The organism is Cognatiluteimonas weifangensis (assembly GCF_003416885.1).
In the GTDB taxonomy this organism is placed as follows: domain Bacteria; phylum Pseudomonadota; class Gammaproteobacteria; order Xanthomonadales; family Xanthomonadaceae; genus Cognatiluteimonas; species Cognatiluteimonas weifangensis.
This window is the reverse complement of the sequence record NZ_QVPD01000003.1, coordinates 1-17,110: the sequence shown is the minus strand read 5'-3', so window position 1 is coordinate 17,110 and position 17,110 is coordinate 1. Positions and strand designations below refer to the sequence as shown.

The following is a 17,110-nucleotide window of genomic DNA, read 5'->3' as shown; positions in this document are numbered from 1 at the left end:
ACCATGATCCGCAAGCTGCTGCTTCCCGCGTTCGCCGCCGCGCTGCTGGCCGGCTGCGTGACCGGTTACCAGTACCGGGGCGGCGCCGGCGACTACTACTACGGTCAGCCGAGCACGCAGTACCGCTACTACGGTGCCCCTTACGGCTACTACGGCTATCCCGGCTGGAGCGGCAGCTTCGGCTACGGCTATTACCCGTACGGCTATTACGGCGGTTACTACCCCTACTACTACGGTTATCCGTACCGGCCGCCGGTGCGCCCGCGTCCGGATGGCGACCACGATCATTCGGGCGACGGCGATCGGCCGCGGCCGCCGTGGCGCGATCTCGACAGGCTCCGCGAGCGCCGGCCGCAGACCCGGGATGCGGAACCCGCGTCGCCGCGTCGGATCACGACGCCTGCCCCCAGTTCCGCTCCGGCCCCCACGACCGCGCCGCGGCGTGGCTCGACCCTGGAGCAAAGAATCCGGCGCAGCAGTCAGGAGCGCGACCGGCGTCGCATTACGACCCCCTGAACGGCCTTGCGCTGCCCGGCGCCGGCCTGCAAGCTAGCGCCCGCCATTGACCGGTTGCGTCGCATTGCGACCCAAACGGCGTCCGTTCCATGTCGATGCCCGGCGGGGAATTCCGGATCCCCCCTGTTCCGCTCCCCGCCGGGTGTCGGCGCCATGGCGCGCGCACTGCACTTTCGTCTGCCCCGACAGGCGGACACGAATGTTCTTCTCTCATTCCGGCTTCGGACGCAGTCGGTGCCCGGGAGGATTGAGGGGGTACTGCGCCTGCGGACGACCTCCAGTCTGGTTGTAGGGCATCCCTGCCCTGGTGAGATCGGCTTCGGAAAGAGGCGCCGCCCGGCGAGCTGGGTGTTGCGCCCTCCCGGCGACGTCCCTGTCTTCAAGTCGGGCGCGGGCCACGCATGCCCTAACGGGCCGTCACGTCTGCAGTCGGGAGATCGGCTTCGGAGGGAGTCGCCGCCCGGCGGGCTGGGGGTGCTGCGCCCTCCTGACGACCTCCTGTCTTTAAGTCGGGTCGTGGGCCATCCATGGCCCACTCTCCGCACCCCCAGCCCGCCGGCCGGCGACTTGGCGAGATTGAAGATCGTCGCTTCGGCGGCTCTTTTTACAGACGCCGACTCACTTGCCGGAAGCCGGTGGCCCGGCCTGTGCGGGACCGTCGGCGGCATGGGTCCGGCGCACTGCGCCGGACGGGTGGGCCAGGGATGGCCCACCCCGGTCTTGCCGCCTGCGCAGGAGTGCGCAGGCGAGCAAGCCGCCGAGGAGCCTACAGGGATGTATTCACGGCGTGTCCCGCACAGGCCGGGCCGCCGGCTTCCCCCCGCAGATGCCTCCGCACCTGAAGCATGTATTCGCTGCGCGTCCTGCAAGGGTGGGCCACCGGCTTCCCTCCGCCGAGGTACCCGCGCTTGAGGGTTGTATTCACCGCGCGTCCTGCACAGGTCGGGCCGCCGGCTTCCCCGCAAAACTTCCGCGCTCGGGGGATGGCTTCACGGCGGGCCCTACACAGGCCGGGCCGCCGGCTTCCGCTGCGGAATCACTTGGCACTCGGGAGACGAGGAATGCGCCGACAGGCTTCGGGGCGGATTCATAAAAAAGGGGTCGGATGTCCCCCGACATCCGACCCCTCGGCTTCCCCGACGCACGCGTGGCCAGCCCCGTTCCAATCCGGCCAGCGCCTCTGACGCCTGCCACGCCGGGTGCAGGAAGGACAATGCAGGAAGCATGCCAATCGCCGGCCGGCGCGCCGCGCGATAATGCGGACCGGCGCTTCCCGGCGCCGCATTCGCCGGCCCCTCCGCCGTTCCGCCCGCCGCAGCGATGCGGCCGGCCCGTCCCCGAGCCCCCAGTCCACCCGCAGCGCGCATGAGCGAATCCTTCTACCGTTACGAGGTGATCGTGGTCGGCGGCGGCCACGCCGGTACCGAGGCCGCACTGGCGGCCGCGCGCAGCGGCGCGCGCACGCTGCTGCTCACGCACAACGTCGAGACCGTCGGTGCGATGAGCTGCAATCCGGCGATCGGCGGCATCGGCAAGGGCCACCTGGTGCGCGAGATCGACGCCCTCGGCGGGATCATGGCGCGCGCGGCCGATGCCGCCGGGATCCAGTGGCGCCGGCTCAACGCCTCCAAGGGTCCGGCGGTGCGCGCCACCCGCTGCCAGGCCGATCGCGCGCTGTACCGCAGCTTCATCCGCCGCGCGGTGGAAGCGCAGCCCAACCTCACCGTGTTCCAGGCCGCGGTCGACGACCTGATCATCGAAGGCGACCGCGTCCGCGGCGCGATCACCCACACCGGCCTGCGCTTCGTCGCCCCGGCGGTGGTGCTGACCGCCGGCACCTTCCTCGCCGGCAAGATCCACGTCGGCCAGACCCAGTACGCCGCCGGGCGCATGGGCGACCCGCCGGCGACCACGCTCGCCGCGAAACTGCGCGAGCGCCCGTTCGTGGTCGACCGGCTCAAGACCGGCACCCCGCCGCGGATCGACGGCCGCACTCTCGACTATTCGGTGCTGGAGCTGCAGCCCGGCGACGACCCGCGCCCGGTGTTCTCGTTCCTGGGCTCGCGCGCCGACCACCCGCGCCAGGTGCCGTGCTGGATCGCCCATACCAGCGAGCGCACCCACGCCATCATCCGCGGCGCGTTGCACCGCTCGCCGCTGTACTCCGGCCAGATCGAAGGCATCGGCCCGCGCTATTGCCCCTCGATCGAGGACAAGGTGGTGCGTTTCGCCGACAAGGCCTCGCACCAGGTGTTCGTCGAGCCCGAAGGCCTGGACGTGACCGAGATCTATCCCAACGGCATCTCCACCTCGCTGCCGTTCGACGTGCAGCTGGCGCTGGTGCGGTCGATCCGCGGTTTCGAGCGCGCGCACATCACCCGCCCCGGCTATGCCATCGAGTACGATTTCTTCGACCCGCGCGGGCTCAAGGCCTCGCTGGAAACCAAGAGCGTCGCCGGCCTGTTCTTCGCCGGCCAGATCAACGGCACCACCGGCTACGAGGAAGCCGCCGCGCAGGGGCTGATCGCCGGGCTCAACGCCGCGCGCTGCGTGCGCGAGCGCGAGCCGTGGTCGCCGCGCCGCGACCAGGCCTACATCGGCGTGCTGATCGACGACCTGATCACCCAGGGCACCAGCGAGCCCTACCGCATGTTCACCTCGCGCGCCGAATACCGGCTGCAGCTGCGCGAGGACAACGCCGACCTGCGCCTGACCGGCATCGGCCGCGAGCTTGGCCTGGTCGACGACGCGCGCTTCGCCGCGTTCGCGCGCAAGCGCGAGGCGATCGCCCGAGAGACCGCGCGCCTGGGGGCGCTGTGGGCCTCGCCGGCCAACGGCCTCGGCGCCGAAGTCGCGCGCGTGCTCGGCTTGCCGCTGTCGCGCGAGACCAGCGCGCTGGACCTGCTCAAGCGCCCGCAGCTGGACTACGCGACGCTGCTGTCGCTGCCGTCGCTGGCGCCGGCAGTCGCCGCCCCGGAAGTCGCCGAGCAGGTCGAGATCGAAGCCAAGTATTCCGGCTACCTGGAGCGCCAGCGCACGGAGATCGCGCGCCAGCAGCGGCACGAGGCCAGCGTCATCCCGGATGGATTCGATTACGCGCAGGTGCACGGCCTGTCGGCCGAGGCGCGGCAGAAACTGCAGCGCGTGCGCCCCGAAACCGTCGGCCAGGCGCAGCGCATTCCCGGCATGACCCCGGCCGCGATCTCGCTGCTGCTGGTGCACCTGGCGCGCGAGCAGCGCAGCCGCGTGGCCTGAGCGCGACCGCGCACGCAATCCCGCGCCGCCACGGAGTGGCCCGCCGGCGACGACGCGACCGGCGAGGTTGTCGCATGCGCCGACCCTCGCGGCCGGCGCCGCTCCTACAATGGACGCACCGCACCCCGGAGCCCGCCATGACGATCGCAAAGTCCGTGCCCCTGGCGCTGCTGGCGCTGGCGCTGGCGCTGGCGGCCTGTAGCCGCGAGCCGGCGTCCGCGACGACGCCCGCGCCGGTGGATCCGGCCCGGCCCTATGCGGTCCACAACTGGCCGTTGCCTTCCGCCGCCGGCTCGGCCCAGCCCGACCTGGCGTCGACCGCCGACGGCCGCGTGCTGCTCAGCTGGATCAGCAGCCTGCCCGGGCGCCGCAACGCGCTGCAGTTCGTGGCCATGGCCGAGGACGGCCACTGGCAGAGCGCGGCGCGCACCATCGTGGTCGGCAATTCGCTGATGGCCAACTGGGCCAACGTCCCGCACATCGCCGCCACCGCCGACGGCGCGCTGTGGGTGCAGTTCATGCAGCAGCGCGGCGCGGGTCACGCCGGCGATGTCGCGCTCAGCCGCTCCACCAACGGCGGTTTCAACTGGAGTGCGCCGGTGCTGGTGAACGACGACGGCGTGGAAGCCGAACACGGATTCGCCGCGCTGTGGCCGGCGGCGCGCGACCGCATCGGCGTGGCCTGGCTCGACGGCCGCGACGCTGTCGCCGGCGACGTGCACCACGGCGCCATGGCCCACGGTGCCGGCCGCACCGCACTGCGCGCCGCGGTGTTCGGCCCGGACCTGCAGCGCAGCGGCGAGGCGGTGCTGGACCCCAGGACCTGCGACTGCTGCCAGAGCGAGATCGCGGTCAGCGCACGCGGCCCGCTGCTGGCCTACCGCGGCCGCAGCGACGCGGAAGTGCGCGACATCCTCGTGCTGCGCCACGACGGCCAGGCCTGGGGCCAGCCGGTGCCGGTGCACGCCGACGGCTGGACGATGACGGGCTGCCCGGTCAACGGTCCGGCGATCGCCGCCGACGGCGACCGCGTCGTCGTCGCCTGGTACACCGAAGCCGGCGACCGGCCGCGGGTGCAGGCCGCGCGCAGCGCCGATGCCGGCGGCTCGTTCGCCGCGCCGGTGGTGCTGGAACAGGGCGAAGCCGTGCAGGGCCGGGTCGCGGTCGCGCTCGACCCGCAGCAGGCCTGGCTGCTGTGGATCCGCGAGGACGCGCGCGGGCAGTCGCTGTGGCTGTCGCGGCGCACGCCGGACCTCATGCGCGAGCTGCAGCGGCTCGAAGTGGCGACGCTGCAGGGCCGCGGCCGCGCCACCGGCTACCCGCAGATCGCGCTGCGCAACGGCAGCGCGCACATCGTCTGGACCGACATCGTCGACGGCACCCCGCGGCTGCGCGGCGCGGTGGTCGGCCCGTAAACCCAAACCGCGTCGCGGGTGCGGCCTGCCTCGCCTCGCGCCGGCGATCAGGTCGCAGGCGCGGGTGCGGTCGCGGGTGCGGCGGCTTGATAGCTGCCCACTTCGGGGCGGAAGGCGATCGCCAGCCGGTTCCAGCCGTTGATCGCAATCACCGCCAGGCTCAGGTCCACCAGTTCCGAATCGCTGAACTGCGCGCGCGCCTGGTCGTAGACGGCGTCGGCGACGTCCTTGTGCGCGGCCACCAGGGTCAGGGCCTCGGTCCAGGCCAGCGCCGCGCGCTCGCGCGCGCTGTAGCACGGCGCCTCGCGCCAGGCGTCCAGCAGGTACAGGCGCTGCTCGCTCTCGCCGGCCGCACGCGCGTCCTTGGAATGCATGTCCAGGCAATACGCGCAGCCGTTGAGCTGCGAGGCGCGCATCTTGACCAGCTCCAGCAGCGAGGCTTCCAGCCCGCAGGCGTGGGTGTGCGCCTCCAGCCCGAGCATCGCCTGGAACGCGCCCGGCGAGGCTTCCCGATAACGGATTCTCGACGACATGTTGTCTCCCTTGTGCCGCTGCGAGGCGACCGGATCCGGCCATGCATTGCGGACGCGTGGCCGTGCCTGCAGCGCGGGCCGGCGCGCGATCACGGCGGCGCGCGGCGCCGCCACGCCGGGCCGCGGTCGCCGCCGCGATGCGCGACGGCGGTCAGGCCAGTGCGGGCGGCGGTCGCGGCTCAGCCGCGCCAGTAGTTGTTGGCGGCCGCCACCGTCTGGAAGTTGAGCGCGATCACCTGCGAGGCTGCGGTCAGCCCGTCCGCGGAGTCCGCGTACTCGGGCCGCAGCTTCTTCAGCGTCGCCACGTCGGGCTGGGTGTACTTCACGCCGCGGCGGCTGAGCGTGATCGCGAGTTCGAAACCCTCTTGCGGCGTGGCGGTCAGCAGCGATGGGAGCCAGGTGTCGGTCATGGTCGAAGCCTCGGGTTGGAAGGAAGGAGTGCGGCACGGAGCAGGCGCGCCCGCGCAGCCGGCGGACGGATGCGGCGGGGCCTGGCGTGTGCGTGCGCACGATTCTACTCACGCTGCCCGCGCCCGTCCGTGCCGGTGTTCCCCGCCAGCTCGGCGCGCGCTGCGCCTTCGTGCCCGAGTGGCCGCGACTTCGCCGCCGCCCGCGACGCCCGACCTGGCCGGCATGGCAGCCGCCGCCCCTTTTTTCTGCGCGGGCTGTCGCCCGAGCTAGGCGGCGTCGCGCTGCGGCGCCGGCTTGCGCGCATTGTCAGGCGCCAGCCGCACCCGGCCGATCGGCCCCAGGTGAGTAAATCCGAACCCCTCGGGATACTTGAGGCCGTAGCCGAGCATGCGGTCGAACCCGACATGCGCGGACCAGATGAGACCGCTGGCCAAAGCGGTCGGGGAGTCCAAAAAGACGCCGCTGGCCAGAACCATCAGCGGGCCCAGATAGGAGTGCGCCAGGTTGTAGGCGAGGGCGCCAAGCCGCGGCCCGGCCAGGTAACCGAAGAAGGACAGATCCGGAGCGAGAAAGAACAACACGAACATGCTCCACCCGGCGCCGAACCTGTCATACGCCAGGAGGCTGATGCCCAGGACGATGGCTGCCTCCAGACGCAGCACGAGCCTTACCCCGCCGGTTGTTGCTCCGCTCACTGAAAAGCCCTCGTCTCGTCTGCGATCGAATCAATCCGAGCCGCGAAGCGGCTCCGGCTCTCGAACGAATCTTTGAAGCCCCGTTTCGCTGCCCCAGGCGCCGCGTAGCGGTTTCGGCTGGAATGAAGGTCGGACCGGGCAAGCACCTACTGGCCCGCGGGCGGTTCCCAGAGCTCGATCTTGTTGCCGTCAGGGTCAAGGACCCAGCCAAACTTGCCTTGCTCCGAGGTGTCCGTCTTGTCTACGACTTTGCAGCCTTCCGCACGCAGCACCGACAGCAGGGCTTCAAGGTCGGCGACCCGGAAGTTGATCATGAAGGATGCGGAGCTTGGCTCCATGTAGCTCGTGTCTTGAGCGAACGGGCTCCAGATAGTCATGCCGGGCTCGCTGTCGGCGCCACCCCACTTGAATATGGCGCCACCCCAGTCTGTTACGTCCAGGCCGAGATGATCGCGATACCAGGCGCCGAGAGCTTGCGGGTCTGCCGATTTGAAAAAAATTCCGCCGATGCCTGTTACACGCTTCATGGATTCATTCCGTGCTGCCTGGAGCGATTGCGGATGCGGGCCGAAATTTCCATGGGCGAGTTCCTTCCCGCGCGGCCTGGTACCGCGCCGCGAAGCGGCGCCGGCTCGAATGCACGGCTAGCGCCCATGCGCGGGGTTTACGGCCTTGCAGCACAGGGATATGCATTCATCAAGGCAGGCGTTGCTAGCAAGGCGGCGTCTTGGCTGGCAAGCTGAGGGTTGCGCCGGAGGAAGTCGACCGTGACCGTGGCCAAATCCCGGATCCTTACACCCGCGGCCGGATAGCAAATGTGCGGCGCGAAACCGTCGCCTTGGGCAACCAGCACTGATGTGGTGATGCCTTGCAGGGTACCGAGGCAATAGCCAGTTTTTATGGCTTGAACTGGATACAGATCGTCGGTCCCCGCCTGGTCGGAGGCGACAACCGACTCGCAGCCCGCCAGGAGGTCGGCTCCGATGAGATTCTGCGCCTGGCCGGGCGCGGGAAGGAAGCAGCAGATTGCGAGTAGTCCGATTGCGAGTCGCATTGGCCTCACCTGTGGGCGCTAACGCCTTGTGTCTCGAGTAATCCCTACTGTGGGTGCCAAGAGCCCGGCGTGCGCGCCCGATAACGCCTCGGTGTCAGCACCACCGTAACTCAGCGGGGCCGCACACCGGATCTCGTGCCCTGCGCCCGGTCAGTTGATCGAGATTTCCCCCGAACCGACAAGCGTGGGCCCCGGGCGCGATGCTCTCGACCGGTCAACTGTAGCGGAGAACGGGGATGGCGGCAGTGGGGATCGATGTGGGCAAGGCAGGCCTGGATCTGGTGGCGGACGGCCAGCCGGGTGTCGTGCGGTTCGGGCGCGCGAGCTGGACGCCATCGATCGGACGCTGCGCGCACAGATCCAACTGCACGCCACGCCGTCGCTGCGTTCGAGCAAGGGGCTGAGTCCGGTGTTCCAGGCGACGGCGCTGGCGCTGTTGCCGGAGCTGGGATACCTGGATCGAAGGCAGATCGGCAAGCCGGTCGGCGTTGCCCCCAGGAATCGCGACAGCGGACAAGGCCAGGGCAAGCGCAGCATCCGTGGTGGTCGTGCGCCGGTGCGCGTGGCGCTCCACATGGCCACGCTGTCGGCCGTACGTTGGGATCCGACGATGCGCGACCGGCAACTGCGCGCCCGCGGGAAGCTGGGCAAGGTGGCGCTCGTCGCATGCATGCGCAGGCTGCTAGGAATCGTCAACGCCAGGCGCCGTGAAGCGGCGTCGGCTTGAATGAATTGTTAGGTCTGCGCCCCTAAGCGAGCCCTGCGGTTCAACTTTATGAGCCAGAATGAACTTAGGAGAACAGAGGTGATTGCTACGTACATGGGCGCATGCAAATTAAGCGTCCAAAGAACTAGCCAAATGCCAATCGAAGTCGTTTGCCATGCCTGGGCAAGATAGATCTTGCGTAATGCGTGATCTGGAACTGGAAAGTACGGCTTGAAGAGTCCGTTGCGTAGTGCATCTGGCTTGAGCCATGCCAACAGGGCTAAGACAATCCCAATGATGGTCAGAAGTGGGCCAAGCCATAGGATCAAGGTCTCGAGTGCCTTCATATGCAGACCTAACGCCTGAATTAAGCCGCGCCGCGAAGCGGCGACGGTTTGAATGAACTGTTAGGGCCCAGCCTCACTCTGTGACCGTCATTTCTACAGTCACCGGGTACGCACCGCCCCAGCGGCTGGTTGAAGGCGGTGGTGGGAGCACGGTAGACCCGAATTTGTCCGCGAAGCAACGAGAGACGGTTGTAGCAGGGTTTACCGCAACAGAAAAAATGTGCCCCGATGCGTTGGCATAGCCGACCAATATGAACTTCCCGAGCTTGCCAATGGACGCTGAGCCAGGCGGCACACACGCAACCATGGCCGCTTGGATGGCGGGGGCCAAGGATGCGTCATAGATCTTGCCCTCGGGAGTGGCGATTGCCTCATTCCCTTGAGCAACCCGAGCGGAAAAGTCGGCAGCGCTCGCAGAGCAAGAAAAAATGGCGAGTATGGCGACGATCTTTCTCATGGGGCCCTAACGCCTGAATTAAGCCGACCCACGCGTAACGGCTTCGGCTTGAATGAACTGTTAGGGCCCCCTAGCACTGAGCCAACCGAGCCCATGGCCTGTGATCATATCAACGGCTGTGGAGACGGACGCAGAGGTCCTGGAGAGGTCATCCGAAATAGGCCACCACTTGTCAGGGATGCCAAAGAGCATCCCGACGAAAGGAAGGCTAGCGAGTCTGGGGAAGCGAGGGGGAATGAGTGCGCCAATACGAGTCCGCCGCTCAAACTGGCAGTCGTACTCTTTCGCATGATCAGGACGCACTCCAAGCCTATCGCCCTCGGTGAAGATCCCAAGGTTGACAGTGAATGTGCCTTCCAAGGAGCGCCGTCCAAGTTGGAAGCTGACGATTTGGCTGGAGCGGCCGTCGCTTAAGAGGCGCCGAAACGTGCGGCTCCCATCAAAACGGAATCCGTGGGCTGCGAGTGCTGGTATTGCTACGTCCCGAAGAGCCGTGTCAAAGGCAGAAGCTCGAGAAGACATGGTGTGGGCCATAACGCCTGAATTAAGCCGAGCCGCGCAGCGGCTTCGGCTTGAATGAATTGTTAGGCAGCAGACAGGAGCTTTGCACGACCTAACTCCGTAAAGATTTGCTGGGCTGGCTTTGAGCAGTCAGCCGCAGAAAAACTCTTGGCCCAAACGACGCCGAAAATACAGCCGAGATTACTTGCGCGGCATCCGAGGGGCTGCGGAAAGTGGGAACTTTAGCCGTGATCTTGGCAATTTGACCGTTAAACTCGTCGGCAGGCGCGCCCTCAGCGATAAGGCTGTAAGGATCCCAGGCGCGTATGACACAGCCGATGATCTCAACTGCTTTTTCGTATTCGCGACGATCTTTCACTGCTGCCTAACGCCTGAATTAAGCCGAGCCGCGAAGCGGCTTCGGCTTGAATGAATTGTTAGGGCTCATTGCCAATAGCTGTGGCGGCGTTTGAGTAAACCTGGCCAATTCGTGTCCTTGAAAGTGCCGGTGAGCCCGCGCTTGCTGATGGTGCCTTGAAACTGTGTGGCAGGGCAATCACTGTCAGCTTGCGGTGGTAGTGAGAATGAAACGGTTGAGACATCTACAGTAGCGGGTACAAGGGACGGCGCTCCGGGCGAACCCTCTGCGCACTGCACTAGAGCGAAATAACCGCTGTCGCTATAAACAATGGTGATCTCAACGCCGACAACATCACCAGCCTCAGCAATGTACTCGAAGCCGGAATAAGTTCCGGTAATCTTGGGCTCTGACGCAGCCGCCGAACTAGCTAAAGCAAAGGCTGCAATTGCGATGATGGTTTTCATGAGCCCTAACGCCTGAATTAAGCCGAGCCGCGAAGCGGCTTCGGCTTGAATGAATTGTTAGGCTGCGCGCCGAGGTGCATCATTTGCCACTCCTGAGTTGCTGTAGGCTGCGCTGTGCGGCCTTGTAACAGAGCCAGCTAATGAGCAGGGCAAAGGCTGAGAAGCCTAGCGATAGAACAAAGTAGTTGGCATGACCGATTACGTTGCCGCCGCGATCATAGACGGGAAGAACGCTGAGACCATGGCGATAAAGGATGTAGAACGGAAAGGCAATTGACCCAACCAGGAACACAAGCGAGACGGCTCGTTGAACGAGCAGAAGGGCAATCCAAGGGCTGCGGTTAGCGGTTTCCATCTTTGAATTACCTTAGTGCCGATCGAGCAGCCTAACGCCTGAATTAAGCCGAGCCGCGTAGCGGCTTCGGCTTGAATGAATGGTTATGCAGCAGCCTAGAACCGGCGAAGCCAGGGCGCAACAGGGATTTGTTTGCAGGCCAATCGGGAGCTGGCCCTCAGTAGGATTTACCGAGGAGATCAGGCGCCGTCGCTCTTGCCAGCCGAAGTCCAGGCGCCGCCCATCACCGGGCGCGAACCAGCCGAAGGCGATGCGGCGCAACAAGGACCAGCCGAAGCGACTTGCTGTGGCGACGCCAGTCCAATCCCCGATGTAGCAGCCGACGCGATGCCGCTACAACACAAGACAACCTGCGCGCATAACGCCTGAATTAAGCCGAGCCGCGTAGCGGCTTCGGCTTGAATGAACTGTTAGCTGCCAGCCAGCTTGCTAAGGCAGCGAGCTTTTGCGGAAGCCAGATCTGGATCTATCACCGACTCTAAAGCCTTGCGACGTGCCGAACGCTCCCGAGTGCGGGCAGCGGGATTGTCCGTGAAATCTGCGCCGAGGAACTCCACCCCAAAGCAAGCGGGACGATCAGCTTGAGCCCGAAGAAATACAGCCGGGGCACGGGTTACATAGCGGGACGAAAGCTCGGCTAGTTCTTCCAGCTGCTCGCCGGGCAGCGTGCTATCGGCCTTGGCCAAGATCTCTCGTAGTGCTGCCATATCTGCGGTTCTTGCTCGCGCCACCAAGCTAGGGAAGTGCGAAGACTCGCCGGCCGTCGCTGCCGCGCAGAACGCAATGGAAAGCAGGGTGATGATGAAGGCTCTCATGGCAGCTAACGCCTGAATTAAGCCGAGCCGCGCAGCGGCTTCGGCTTGAATGAATTGTTAGAGGGCAGCCTACAGCCCATCATGCGCGATGAACATGGCGCCGATGAACCACGACCATATAACCCCGGCCAAAGTGAGCAAATGCACCACAGAGAGCCATTTGCTCCGTAGGGCCAGAACAGAAGGCACTAGCAATAGCAGAGGTACGGCCGAAGCTAGGGTATGCAGCCACTGGATAGCATCCGAAGCAGGCGGCCTTGTCCAGAACGACGCCAGAAACGCAGTGACGTACACGACTGCAGCAAACAAGCCAGGAGAGCCGGCGAGGAGTTTGTGGCCTTGGTGTGCACCGAATAGTAGGAACGGCACAGGCAGCAGAAGAAGCGCCAGCCCCAGGGCAAACTCCTCTAGTCCGGAAATTGTATCGAGATCCATGGAAGTATCTCTGCCCCCTAACGCCTGAGTTAAGCCGAGCCGCGAAGCGGCTTCGGCTTGAATGAACTGTTAGGCCGCGCCCTAGAGGTTTGCGAGCCCATGCTTGCTTATTAAAGGCGCAAGCCAGAATAGAACGGCCCACGCCATGAAGCCTGCAAAGAGTCCAATGAATGCGAGTTTGAACCAATAGGTGCGCGGAAGTAGAACATGCAACTCGCTGTCGGTGCGCTCAACCTCTGGTTCGAAGCCAAGCTTTGCACACATATCCCACACGATGGGTAGCCAAAGCAGATAAGGGATGGCTTTGAGTGCAACTAGGCCGCTGCGTTGCTGAAGGAGATAGATGCCTGCCGTGACGGTGGCCCAGCCCGCGAGTTTGAAGAACTGGATCGCCGCTACCTCGGAGAATGGAGGACGATCCTTGCGCGGCAAGCGTTCGAACAGCTTCCATTTTTCCGGCGGGATACGAATCTTCATTAGCGGCCTAACACCTGAATTAAGCCGACCCGCGAAGCGGGTTCGGCTTGAATGAATTGTTAGCGCCCAGCCTGCGCCGAGTGAGAAGAGCGGACACGAGTGCCGATAACCCTCCGACTACACCAGCGGCTGCCGGCGGTGCGGATATCGTGCCATCCACTCGCGCGAGGACAAACGCTGCGGCAAACGCGGCAACGAAGCCCAAGCACAAGCCCAGTGCAGCGGCGGCGGGCAGTGATAAGCGATGGTGGCTGTGTACCCAGCCGAATGCAGCGCCGACCGCTAAGGCAGGGCCGGCCGCCACCACGTAAGCCGAGACAAGGCTAAGGAACGCGAGCATGGCTACATACGGCGAAAGCCAAGCGTCAAGAGAGGAGGTGCTGGCCGCAGAGGTGCTCATAAGCAAGTAGGCACCGCCCACGGCCCAAACGAGAAGCGGACTAACCAACGCAAATGTGAGGGCGCTTTCCACAACCTTCCGATTGTTTGTCATGGGCGCTAACGCCTGAATTAAGCCGAGCCGCGCAGCGGCTTCGGCTTGAATGAACTGTTAGACCGCAAAACGAGGAAGCGCATGGACAAGCCAACCTGGGTATTCAACGAGGCGCAACGTGACGCCGTGTGTCGTGGAGAACTATGCCCGGCGTGTCTGAGCGAGAACGTGATCGTATGTGGCGCGGCCCCGTCAATGACCGAAATGAACGTCGCGTTTGACTGCGGCTCCTGCGGCGAACAGTGGGAAGGGTACTAGGCATGTTGCGGTCTAACGCCTGAATTAAGCCGAGCCGCGTAGCGGCTTCGGCTTGAATGAATTGTTAGACGCCACCCGTTGTCTCTACGGCCTGCTTGGGCTGAGTGCCGGTGCGGTAGTCCATTGCTCCGACTAGCCCTTGGACAAAAATGTAAACAAATACCACTGAGACCAGAATGCCAATGGGTAGGCCGGCGAAGAGCATGAAAAGGGCTTTATGAAGAATGAAGTACGCCAGCATGACTGCCGCACAAGCGCGGCTCTTCTTGTAGATGCCAAAGGCCAAACCAAAGACCAGCACGACGTCAAAGATGTCCAACAATTTGACTCCATACACCCAGCCCATCAGGCCGCTGAGCGTGAGGAGGTTGACCAAAATGGCCGCGACCCATGCGTTTCGGATGCTCCGGGCAGCCTTGTGAATGTCAGGCTGATCGACAATTGCTGGTGCTGTTTCTTGAGTCACGACTTCCCCCTGTGTGGCGTCTAACGCCTGAATTAAGCCGAGCCGCGAAGCGGCTTCGGCTTGAATGAATTGTTAGGACCCAACCAGCGTCTTGCCCCAAGGTGCGTGAGAATGGCAACGGCGATGCCACTGGGGATGGCATACCCCATCACTCCGCGATCCAGCAGACCGATGAGTGCTCCGCCGATGGCACCGGCGATGACAGCCGAGCCCCATGTTGCGCGATTCGACCGCCAGAAGTAGAAGTAGACGAATGGGGCGATCAGCAGGGCTGGAATTGCGCCTGCAAGAAAAGCCACGGCGAACACCCCCGCCGCGGTCCCGGCTGGTGAGAGAGCAATCGTCAAACCACCGGCGCCCAAGCCAAATATCAGAGCCAGGGCGCCGGCAACGGCGAGCAAGGCCACCAGCGCGACCAGTGCAATCTTCAACAGTTGCCGGATCACTTCCATTGGGCCCTAACGCCTGAATTAAGCCGAGCCGCGTAGCGGCTTCGGCTTGAATGAATTGTTAGGCAGCAGGCAAGAGCTTTGCATGACCTAACTCCGTGAATATTTGCGCGGCTGGGCGCGAGCAGTCGGCCGCAGAGAAGGCCTCCGGCCCAAAGGAATCAGAGAATACAACTGAGATTGCTCGCGCCGCATCCGAAGGGCTGCGAAAGCTTGGAACCCTAGCCGTGATCCTGGCTATTTGGTCGTCAAGCTCGTCCGCTGGCGCACCCCCAGCAATAAGGCTGTAAGGATCCCAGGCGCGGATTACGCCACCGATGATCTCAACTGCTTTCTCGTAATCGTGACGGTCTTTCACTGCTGCCTAACGCCTGAATTAAGCCGAGCCGCGCAGCGGCTTCGGCTTGAATGAATTGTTAGGCATCTGTGGCCGGATCAGTTTGGCTACCGCCAAGGTGGCTACAACAGGAGCCACAAGCTCCGGTATCCACGAGAGAAGCATAGAGCCAATTGGGGAAAACTCACCCTGGAAAAGCACAAGGCGATTGATCCAAACCCATGTGGGCACTAGAGCTAATGCGAGATAGACCCAGAGCGGCAAGGGCCGAAGACGTAAAAGAAGGTATCCGGCCGGCAGCCAAAGAACGACGTGAATGGGGAATTCGACGACTGTAACGCCGAGCAATAGCTTGGTGCCGCCAAAACCGTTATGTGCGAGCCATGCAGAAATGGGAAAATGCAAAGCAAAGAAGGAAATGCAGAAGACGATTAGAGAAAACTGCAATAGACCGATCACCAAGGCACTAATGCTCGAGAACATCACTCGCATTGCACTCTCCCCTGATGCCTAACGCTCAAGTTAAGCCGAATTGCAGCGCGTAGCCGACAACAGGGCAAGCTCTTTCTGCCATGTTGTTGGCGTAGCGATGCAATTTCGGCTTGAACGCATTGTTAGGCCTCTAAGCCGAGGATAAGAATTCGGTTGAGCCCGAGGGCTGGCACTTTGTTGTCGATGTAGGTTGCGAGGTCGTTGCCCCCGACCATCCGACCCTCCACAAACTCCGGGTCTTCTTGGGAGTTGAGCGACATCGAGTGAAGGACAAAACCAGCTTGCTCCCCAAATAGCTGTTTGTAGCTCCGCTCCATAAGATCCGTGGCATGGTCCTTATTGGCCGGGTTGTACAGGCCCAGTCGTTGCAGCAGTGAATCGTGAAAGCCAAACACATAGCCAGCTGCACGCTTGTTTGTCATAACGGAGCCGAACGCTTCTTTTGCGCTCGAATACTTGGGTAGCAGCTGAATTGAGAGCAACTTGCCTGCGGTGGAAAGAAAGAACGCCTCACCTTGTCGCTTGGTGCTGGCGGCGCGCGGGGTGACAGGCTTTGAAACTGGTTTGGCTGCTGGGGTAATTGGCCGATCGCCGAGCATGCGGCCAAATACTTCCCGCATCTCTGGCAGGAGTGTCTTATTGCGCTTCTTTTCTTCTTGGGCGGTGAACAGTGCACCCAAACCTAGAAGCACGGCGGCAAGTCCGACTCCGCCAATGGCGGCACCAGTGATGGAGAAGGTGCGCTCCATAAGCTCACCGCCCACGAAGCCCCCGACGATCGTGGCGAGGACGATAACAGCGATAAAGATTTTCATGGGGCCCCCTTGATGCCTCCGTAGAGGCCTAACGCCTGAATTAAGCCGAGCCGCGTAGCGGCTTCGGCTTGAATGAATTGTTAGGGGGCAATTTGCGAGCCATCAGTCGGTACCTCGTCGTGGACGATGACGTCCTGAAGCCATTGAAACTTTCTAGTAAGGTAGGAATAGATCGGGTACCCGGCCACACCCAATATGAGACCGATAAGAACGCCGCCTACTGGTCCAAGTATTAGGAGGTAGCCAGAGCTCCCGATTGAGCCCTCCATTGAGCTGATCAAGGCGTTGATTGGCACCATGACCAAGCTGCCGCAAAAGCAGCCAAGAGTCATCAGCTTCACGAACGAGCCGAATTTAAGACGGATCGCGAGATTCTTCATTTGCCCCCTAACGCTTGAATTAAGCCGAGCCGCGCAGCGGCTTCGGCTTGAATGAACTGTTAGGCACCCAGCTACTGAACACAGAGATGCTTGGGCGCGCAAATCTCGAAGCGATAGGTGCGCTGAAAGACTGACTCAAAACCCACGTACGGCATGGTTTGACCAACCAGCGCGGTGCGCATGCGCTCGCCAAAATCAGGCGCGAACTGGCATTCACCAAGATCAGCGCGGAGTACTTCTCCGCCCGGCAGCAAAGTGACGGAGAAGTAGCACATGGAACCACTAGGCAATTTCATGTTCCAAAGCAGCTCTTCAGCTCTTGTCGCTAGCGCTGAACCATACTGAACCTCCAGAGACCTTTGTCTTTCCATGAACGCTGAGTCTTGCGCCCATTTCTCCGCATAGTTGAATGGCGGTTGTGCAGGCGCTACACCGACAGCTATGTCACTGGATTGCGGCTGCGTGGCACAACCACTCAGGAGAGCTGCCGTTAGAAGTACGAGTCGCGATTTGGTCATATGGGTGCCTAACGCCTGAATTAAGCCGAGCCGCGCAGCGGCTTCGGCTTGAATGAATTGTTATGCGCTGACCAAGTGGCGAGGCGACGCAACACCACGAAACTA

At 63.4% G+C, this 17,110-nt stretch carries 22 protein-coding genes; 4 read left to right on the top strand and 18 right to left on the bottom strand.

What is annotated here, in order from left to right; translation table 11 throughout:
- The first annotated feature begins 3 nt into the window (after positions 1 to 3).
- From D0Y53_RS03440 to D0Y53_RS03430, 3 genes are all read left to right on the top strand, one after another.
- Positions 4 to 516, top strand: coding sequence for a hypothetical protein (locus tag D0Y53_RS03440; RefSeq protein WP_199491996.1), 513 nt, complete (start codon positions 4 to 6; stop codon positions 514 to 516).
- 1,365 nt (positions 517 to 1,881) lie between these two features.
- On the top strand, positions 1,882 to 3,771 hold the full coding sequence (mnmG, locus tag D0Y53_RS03435; RefSeq protein ID WP_117201820.1) for a tRNA uridine-5-carboxymethylaminomethyl(34) synthesis enzyme MnmG: 1,890 nt from the start codon (positions 1,882 to 1,884) through the stop codon (positions 3,769 to 3,771).
- 137 nt (positions 3,772 to 3,908) lie between these two features.
- Positions 3,909 to 5,186 (top strand): sialidase family protein, encoded by a 1,278-nt coding sequence (locus D0Y53_RS03430; protein ID WP_117201819.1) that lies wholly within the window; start codon positions 3,909 to 3,911, stop codon positions 5,184 to 5,186.
- A gap of 47 nt (positions 5,187 to 5,233) precedes the next feature.
- On the opposite strand, the gene D0Y53_RS03425 is transcribed toward D0Y53_RS03430, so the two are convergent.
- The 5 genes from D0Y53_RS03425 to D0Y53_RS12555 form a co-directional block, all read right to left on the bottom strand.
- Positions 5,234 to 5,719 carry a carboxymuconolactone decarboxylase family protein gene (locus D0Y53_RS03425; protein ID WP_117202042.1) on the bottom strand — a complete coding sequence of 162 codons (486 nt, stop codon included), beginning with the start codon at positions 5,717 to 5,719 and terminating at the stop codon, positions 5,234 to 5,236.
- A gap of 179 nt (positions 5,720 to 5,898) precedes the next feature.
- Positions 5,899 to 6,129 carry a hexameric tyrosine-coordinated heme protein gene (locus D0Y53_RS03420; protein ID WP_117201818.1) on the bottom strand — a complete coding sequence of 77 codons (231 nt, stop codon included), beginning with the start codon at positions 6,127 to 6,129 and terminating at the stop codon, positions 5,899 to 5,901.
- A gap of 267 nt (positions 6,130 to 6,396) precedes the next feature.
- Positions 6,397 to 6,792, bottom strand: coding sequence for a DUF4260 domain-containing protein (locus D0Y53_RS03415; protein WP_233511626.1), 396 nt, complete (start codon positions 6,790 to 6,792; stop codon positions 6,397 to 6,399).
- Positions 6,793 to 6,971: 179 nt separating this feature from the next.
- Positions 6,972 to 7,352 carry a VOC family protein gene (locus tag D0Y53_RS03410; protein ID WP_117201816.1) on the bottom strand — a complete coding sequence of 127 codons (381 nt, stop codon included), beginning with the start codon at positions 7,350 to 7,352 and terminating at the stop codon, positions 6,972 to 6,974.
- A 137-nt stretch (positions 7,353 to 7,489) separates the two neighbouring features.
- On the bottom strand, positions 7,490 to 7,879 hold the full coding sequence (locus D0Y53_RS12555; RefSeq protein WP_147318997.1) for a Rap1a/Tai family immunity protein: 390 nt from the start codon (positions 7,877 to 7,879) through the stop codon (positions 7,490 to 7,492).
- 184 nt (positions 7,880 to 8,063) lie between these two features.
- Between D0Y53_RS12555 and D0Y53_RS13170 the strand changes: the two genes are divergently transcribed.
- Positions 8,064 to 8,606 carry a transposase gene (locus D0Y53_RS13170; RefSeq protein ID WP_267896047.1) on the top strand — a complete coding sequence of 181 codons (543 nt, stop codon included), beginning with the start codon at positions 8,064 to 8,066 and terminating at the stop codon, positions 8,604 to 8,606.
- A 399-nt stretch (positions 8,607 to 9,005) separates the two neighbouring features.
- Here D0Y53_RS13170 and D0Y53_RS12550 read toward each other — a convergent pair whose 3' ends face one another.
- The 13 genes from D0Y53_RS12550 to D0Y53_RS13005 form a co-directional block, all read right to left on the bottom strand.
- Entirely contained in the window at positions 9,006 to 9,389 is a 384-nt protein-coding gene (locus tag D0Y53_RS12550; protein ID WP_147318996.1) for a hypothetical protein, read from the bottom strand.
- A gap of 60 nt (positions 9,390 to 9,449) precedes the next feature.
- A complete protein-coding gene (locus D0Y53_RS13240) occupies positions 9,450 to 9,911 on the bottom strand; it encodes a DUF4304 domain-containing protein (protein WP_425477028.1) in 462 nt (153 codons plus the stop codon).
- A gap of 91 nt (positions 9,912 to 10,002) precedes the next feature.
- On the bottom strand, positions 10,003 to 10,269 hold the full coding sequence (locus tag D0Y53_RS12545; RefSeq protein WP_147318995.1) for a hypothetical protein: 267 nt from the start codon (positions 10,267 to 10,269) through the stop codon (positions 10,003 to 10,005).
- A gap of 65 nt (positions 10,270 to 10,334) precedes the next feature.
- On the bottom strand, positions 10,335 to 10,715 hold the full coding sequence (locus D0Y53_RS12540; RefSeq protein WP_147318994.1) for a hypothetical protein: 381 nt from the start codon (positions 10,713 to 10,715) through the stop codon (positions 10,335 to 10,337).
- 79 nt (positions 10,716 to 10,794) lie between these two features.
- A complete protein-coding gene (locus D0Y53_RS12535) occupies positions 10,795 to 11,070 on the bottom strand; it encodes a hypothetical protein (RefSeq protein WP_147318993.1) in 276 nt (91 codons plus the stop codon).
- Positions 11,071 to 11,480: 410 nt separating this feature from the next.
- Positions 11,481 to 11,885 (bottom strand): hypothetical protein, encoded by a 405-nt coding sequence (locus tag D0Y53_RS12530; RefSeq protein ID WP_147318992.1) that lies wholly within the window; start codon positions 11,883 to 11,885, stop codon positions 11,481 to 11,483.
- A 69-nt stretch (positions 11,886 to 11,954) separates the two neighbouring features.
- A complete protein-coding gene (locus D0Y53_RS12525) occupies positions 11,955 to 12,320 on the bottom strand; it encodes a hypothetical protein (RefSeq protein ID WP_147318991.1) in 366 nt (121 codons plus the stop codon).
- An 81-nt stretch (positions 12,321 to 12,401) separates the two neighbouring features.
- Positions 12,402 to 12,797, bottom strand: a complete 396-nt coding sequence (locus tag D0Y53_RS12520) for a hypothetical protein (protein ID WP_147318990.1) — start codon at positions 12,795 to 12,797, stop codon at positions 12,402 to 12,404.
- A gap of 815 nt (positions 12,798 to 13,612) precedes the next feature.
- The gene (locus D0Y53_RS03395; protein WP_147318989.1) at positions 13,613 to 14,014 is read right to left on the bottom strand and encodes a hypothetical protein; all 402 of its coding nucleotides are present in this window, start codon (positions 14,012 to 14,014) and stop codon (positions 13,613 to 13,615) included.
- A 32-nt stretch (positions 14,015 to 14,046) separates the two neighbouring features.
- Positions 14,047 to 14,466: a hypothetical protein gene (locus tag D0Y53_RS03390; protein WP_117201812.1), complete on the bottom strand. Its 420-nt coding sequence runs from the start codon at positions 14,464 to 14,466 to the stop codon at positions 14,047 to 14,049.
- A 373-nt stretch (positions 14,467 to 14,839) separates the two neighbouring features.
- Positions 14,840 to 15,292: a hypothetical protein gene (locus tag D0Y53_RS12515; protein WP_147318988.1), complete on the bottom strand. Its 453-nt coding sequence runs from the start codon at positions 15,290 to 15,292 to the stop codon at positions 14,840 to 14,842.
- A 122-nt stretch (positions 15,293 to 15,414) separates the two neighbouring features.
- The gene (locus tag D0Y53_RS12510; RefSeq protein ID WP_147318987.1) at positions 15,415 to 16,107 is read right to left on the bottom strand and encodes a hypothetical protein; all 693 of its coding nucleotides are present in this window, start codon (positions 16,105 to 16,107) and stop codon (positions 15,415 to 15,417) included.
- Positions 16,108 to 16,558: 451 nt separating this feature from the next.
- Positions 16,559 to 16,762: a hypothetical protein gene (locus D0Y53_RS13005; RefSeq protein ID WP_147318986.1), complete on the bottom strand. Its 204-nt coding sequence runs from the start codon at positions 16,760 to 16,762 to the stop codon at positions 16,559 to 16,561.
- Positions 16,763 to 17,110 lie beyond the last annotated feature (348 nt).

Coding starts and splice junctions, on each gene's coding strand:
- D0Y53_RS03440 (WP_199491996.1), top strand. CDS start 4: ATGATCCGCAAGCTGCTGCTTCCCGCGTTCGCCGCCGCGCTGCTGGCC.
- mnmG (WP_117201820.1), top strand. CDS start 1,882: ATGAGCGAATCCTTCTACCGTTACGAGGTGATCGTGGTCGGCGGCGGC.
- D0Y53_RS03430 (WP_117201819.1), top strand. CDS start 3,909: ATGACGATCGCAAAGTCCGTGCCCCTGGCGCTGCTGGCGCTGGCGCTG.
- D0Y53_RS03425 (WP_117202042.1), bottom strand. CDS start 5,719: ATGTCGTCGAGAATCCGTTATCGGGAAGCCTCGCCGGGCGCGTTCCAG.
- D0Y53_RS03420 (WP_117201818.1), bottom strand. CDS start 6,129: ATGACCGACACCTGGCTCCCATCGCTGCTGACCGCCACGCCGCAAGAG.
- D0Y53_RS03410 (WP_117201816.1), bottom strand. CDS start 7,352: ATGAAGCGTGTAACAGGCATCGGCGGAATTTTTTTCAAATCGGCAGAC.
- D0Y53_RS12555 (WP_147318997.1), bottom strand. CDS start 7,879: ATGCGACTCGCAATCGGACTACTCGCAATCTGCTGCTTCCTTCCCGCG.
- D0Y53_RS12550 (WP_147318996.1), bottom strand. CDS start 9,389: ATGAGAAAGATCGTCGCCATACTCGCCATTTTTTCTTGCTCTGCGAGC.
- D0Y53_RS13240 (WP_425477028.1), bottom strand. CDS start 9,911: ATGTCTTCTCGAGCTTCTGCCTTTGACACGGCTCTTCGGGACGTAGCA.
- D0Y53_RS12540 (WP_147318994.1), bottom strand. CDS start 10,715: ATGAAAACCATCATCGCAATTGCAGCCTTTGCTTTAGCTAGTTCGGCG.
- D0Y53_RS12535 (WP_147318993.1), bottom strand. CDS start 11,070: ATGGAAACCGCTAACCGCAGCCCTTGGATTGCCCTTCTGCTCGTTCAA.
- D0Y53_RS12530 (WP_147318992.1), bottom strand. CDS start 11,885: ATGAGAGCCTTCATCATCACCCTGCTTTCCATTGCGTTCTGCGCGGCA.
- D0Y53_RS12525 (WP_147318991.1), bottom strand. CDS start 12,320: ATGGATCTCGATACAATTTCCGGACTAGAGGAGTTTGCCCTGGGGCTG.
- D0Y53_RS12520 (WP_147318990.1), bottom strand. CDS start 12,797: ATGAAGATTCGTATCCCGCCGGAAAAATGGAAGCTGTTCGAACGCTTG.
- D0Y53_RS03390 (WP_117201812.1), bottom strand. CDS start 14,466: ATGGAAGTGATCCGGCAACTGTTGAAGATTGCACTGGTCGCGCTGGTG.
- D0Y53_RS12515 (WP_147318988.1), bottom strand. CDS start 15,292: ATGCGAGTGATGTTCTCGAGCATTAGTGCCTTGGTGATCGGTCTATTG.
- D0Y53_RS12510 (WP_147318987.1), bottom strand. CDS start 16,107: ATGAAAATCTTTATCGCTGTTATCGTCCTCGCCACGATCGTCGGGGGC.
- D0Y53_RS13005 (WP_147318986.1), bottom strand. CDS start 16,762: ATGTGCTACTTCTCCGTCACTTTGCTGCCGGGCGGAGAAGTACTCCGC.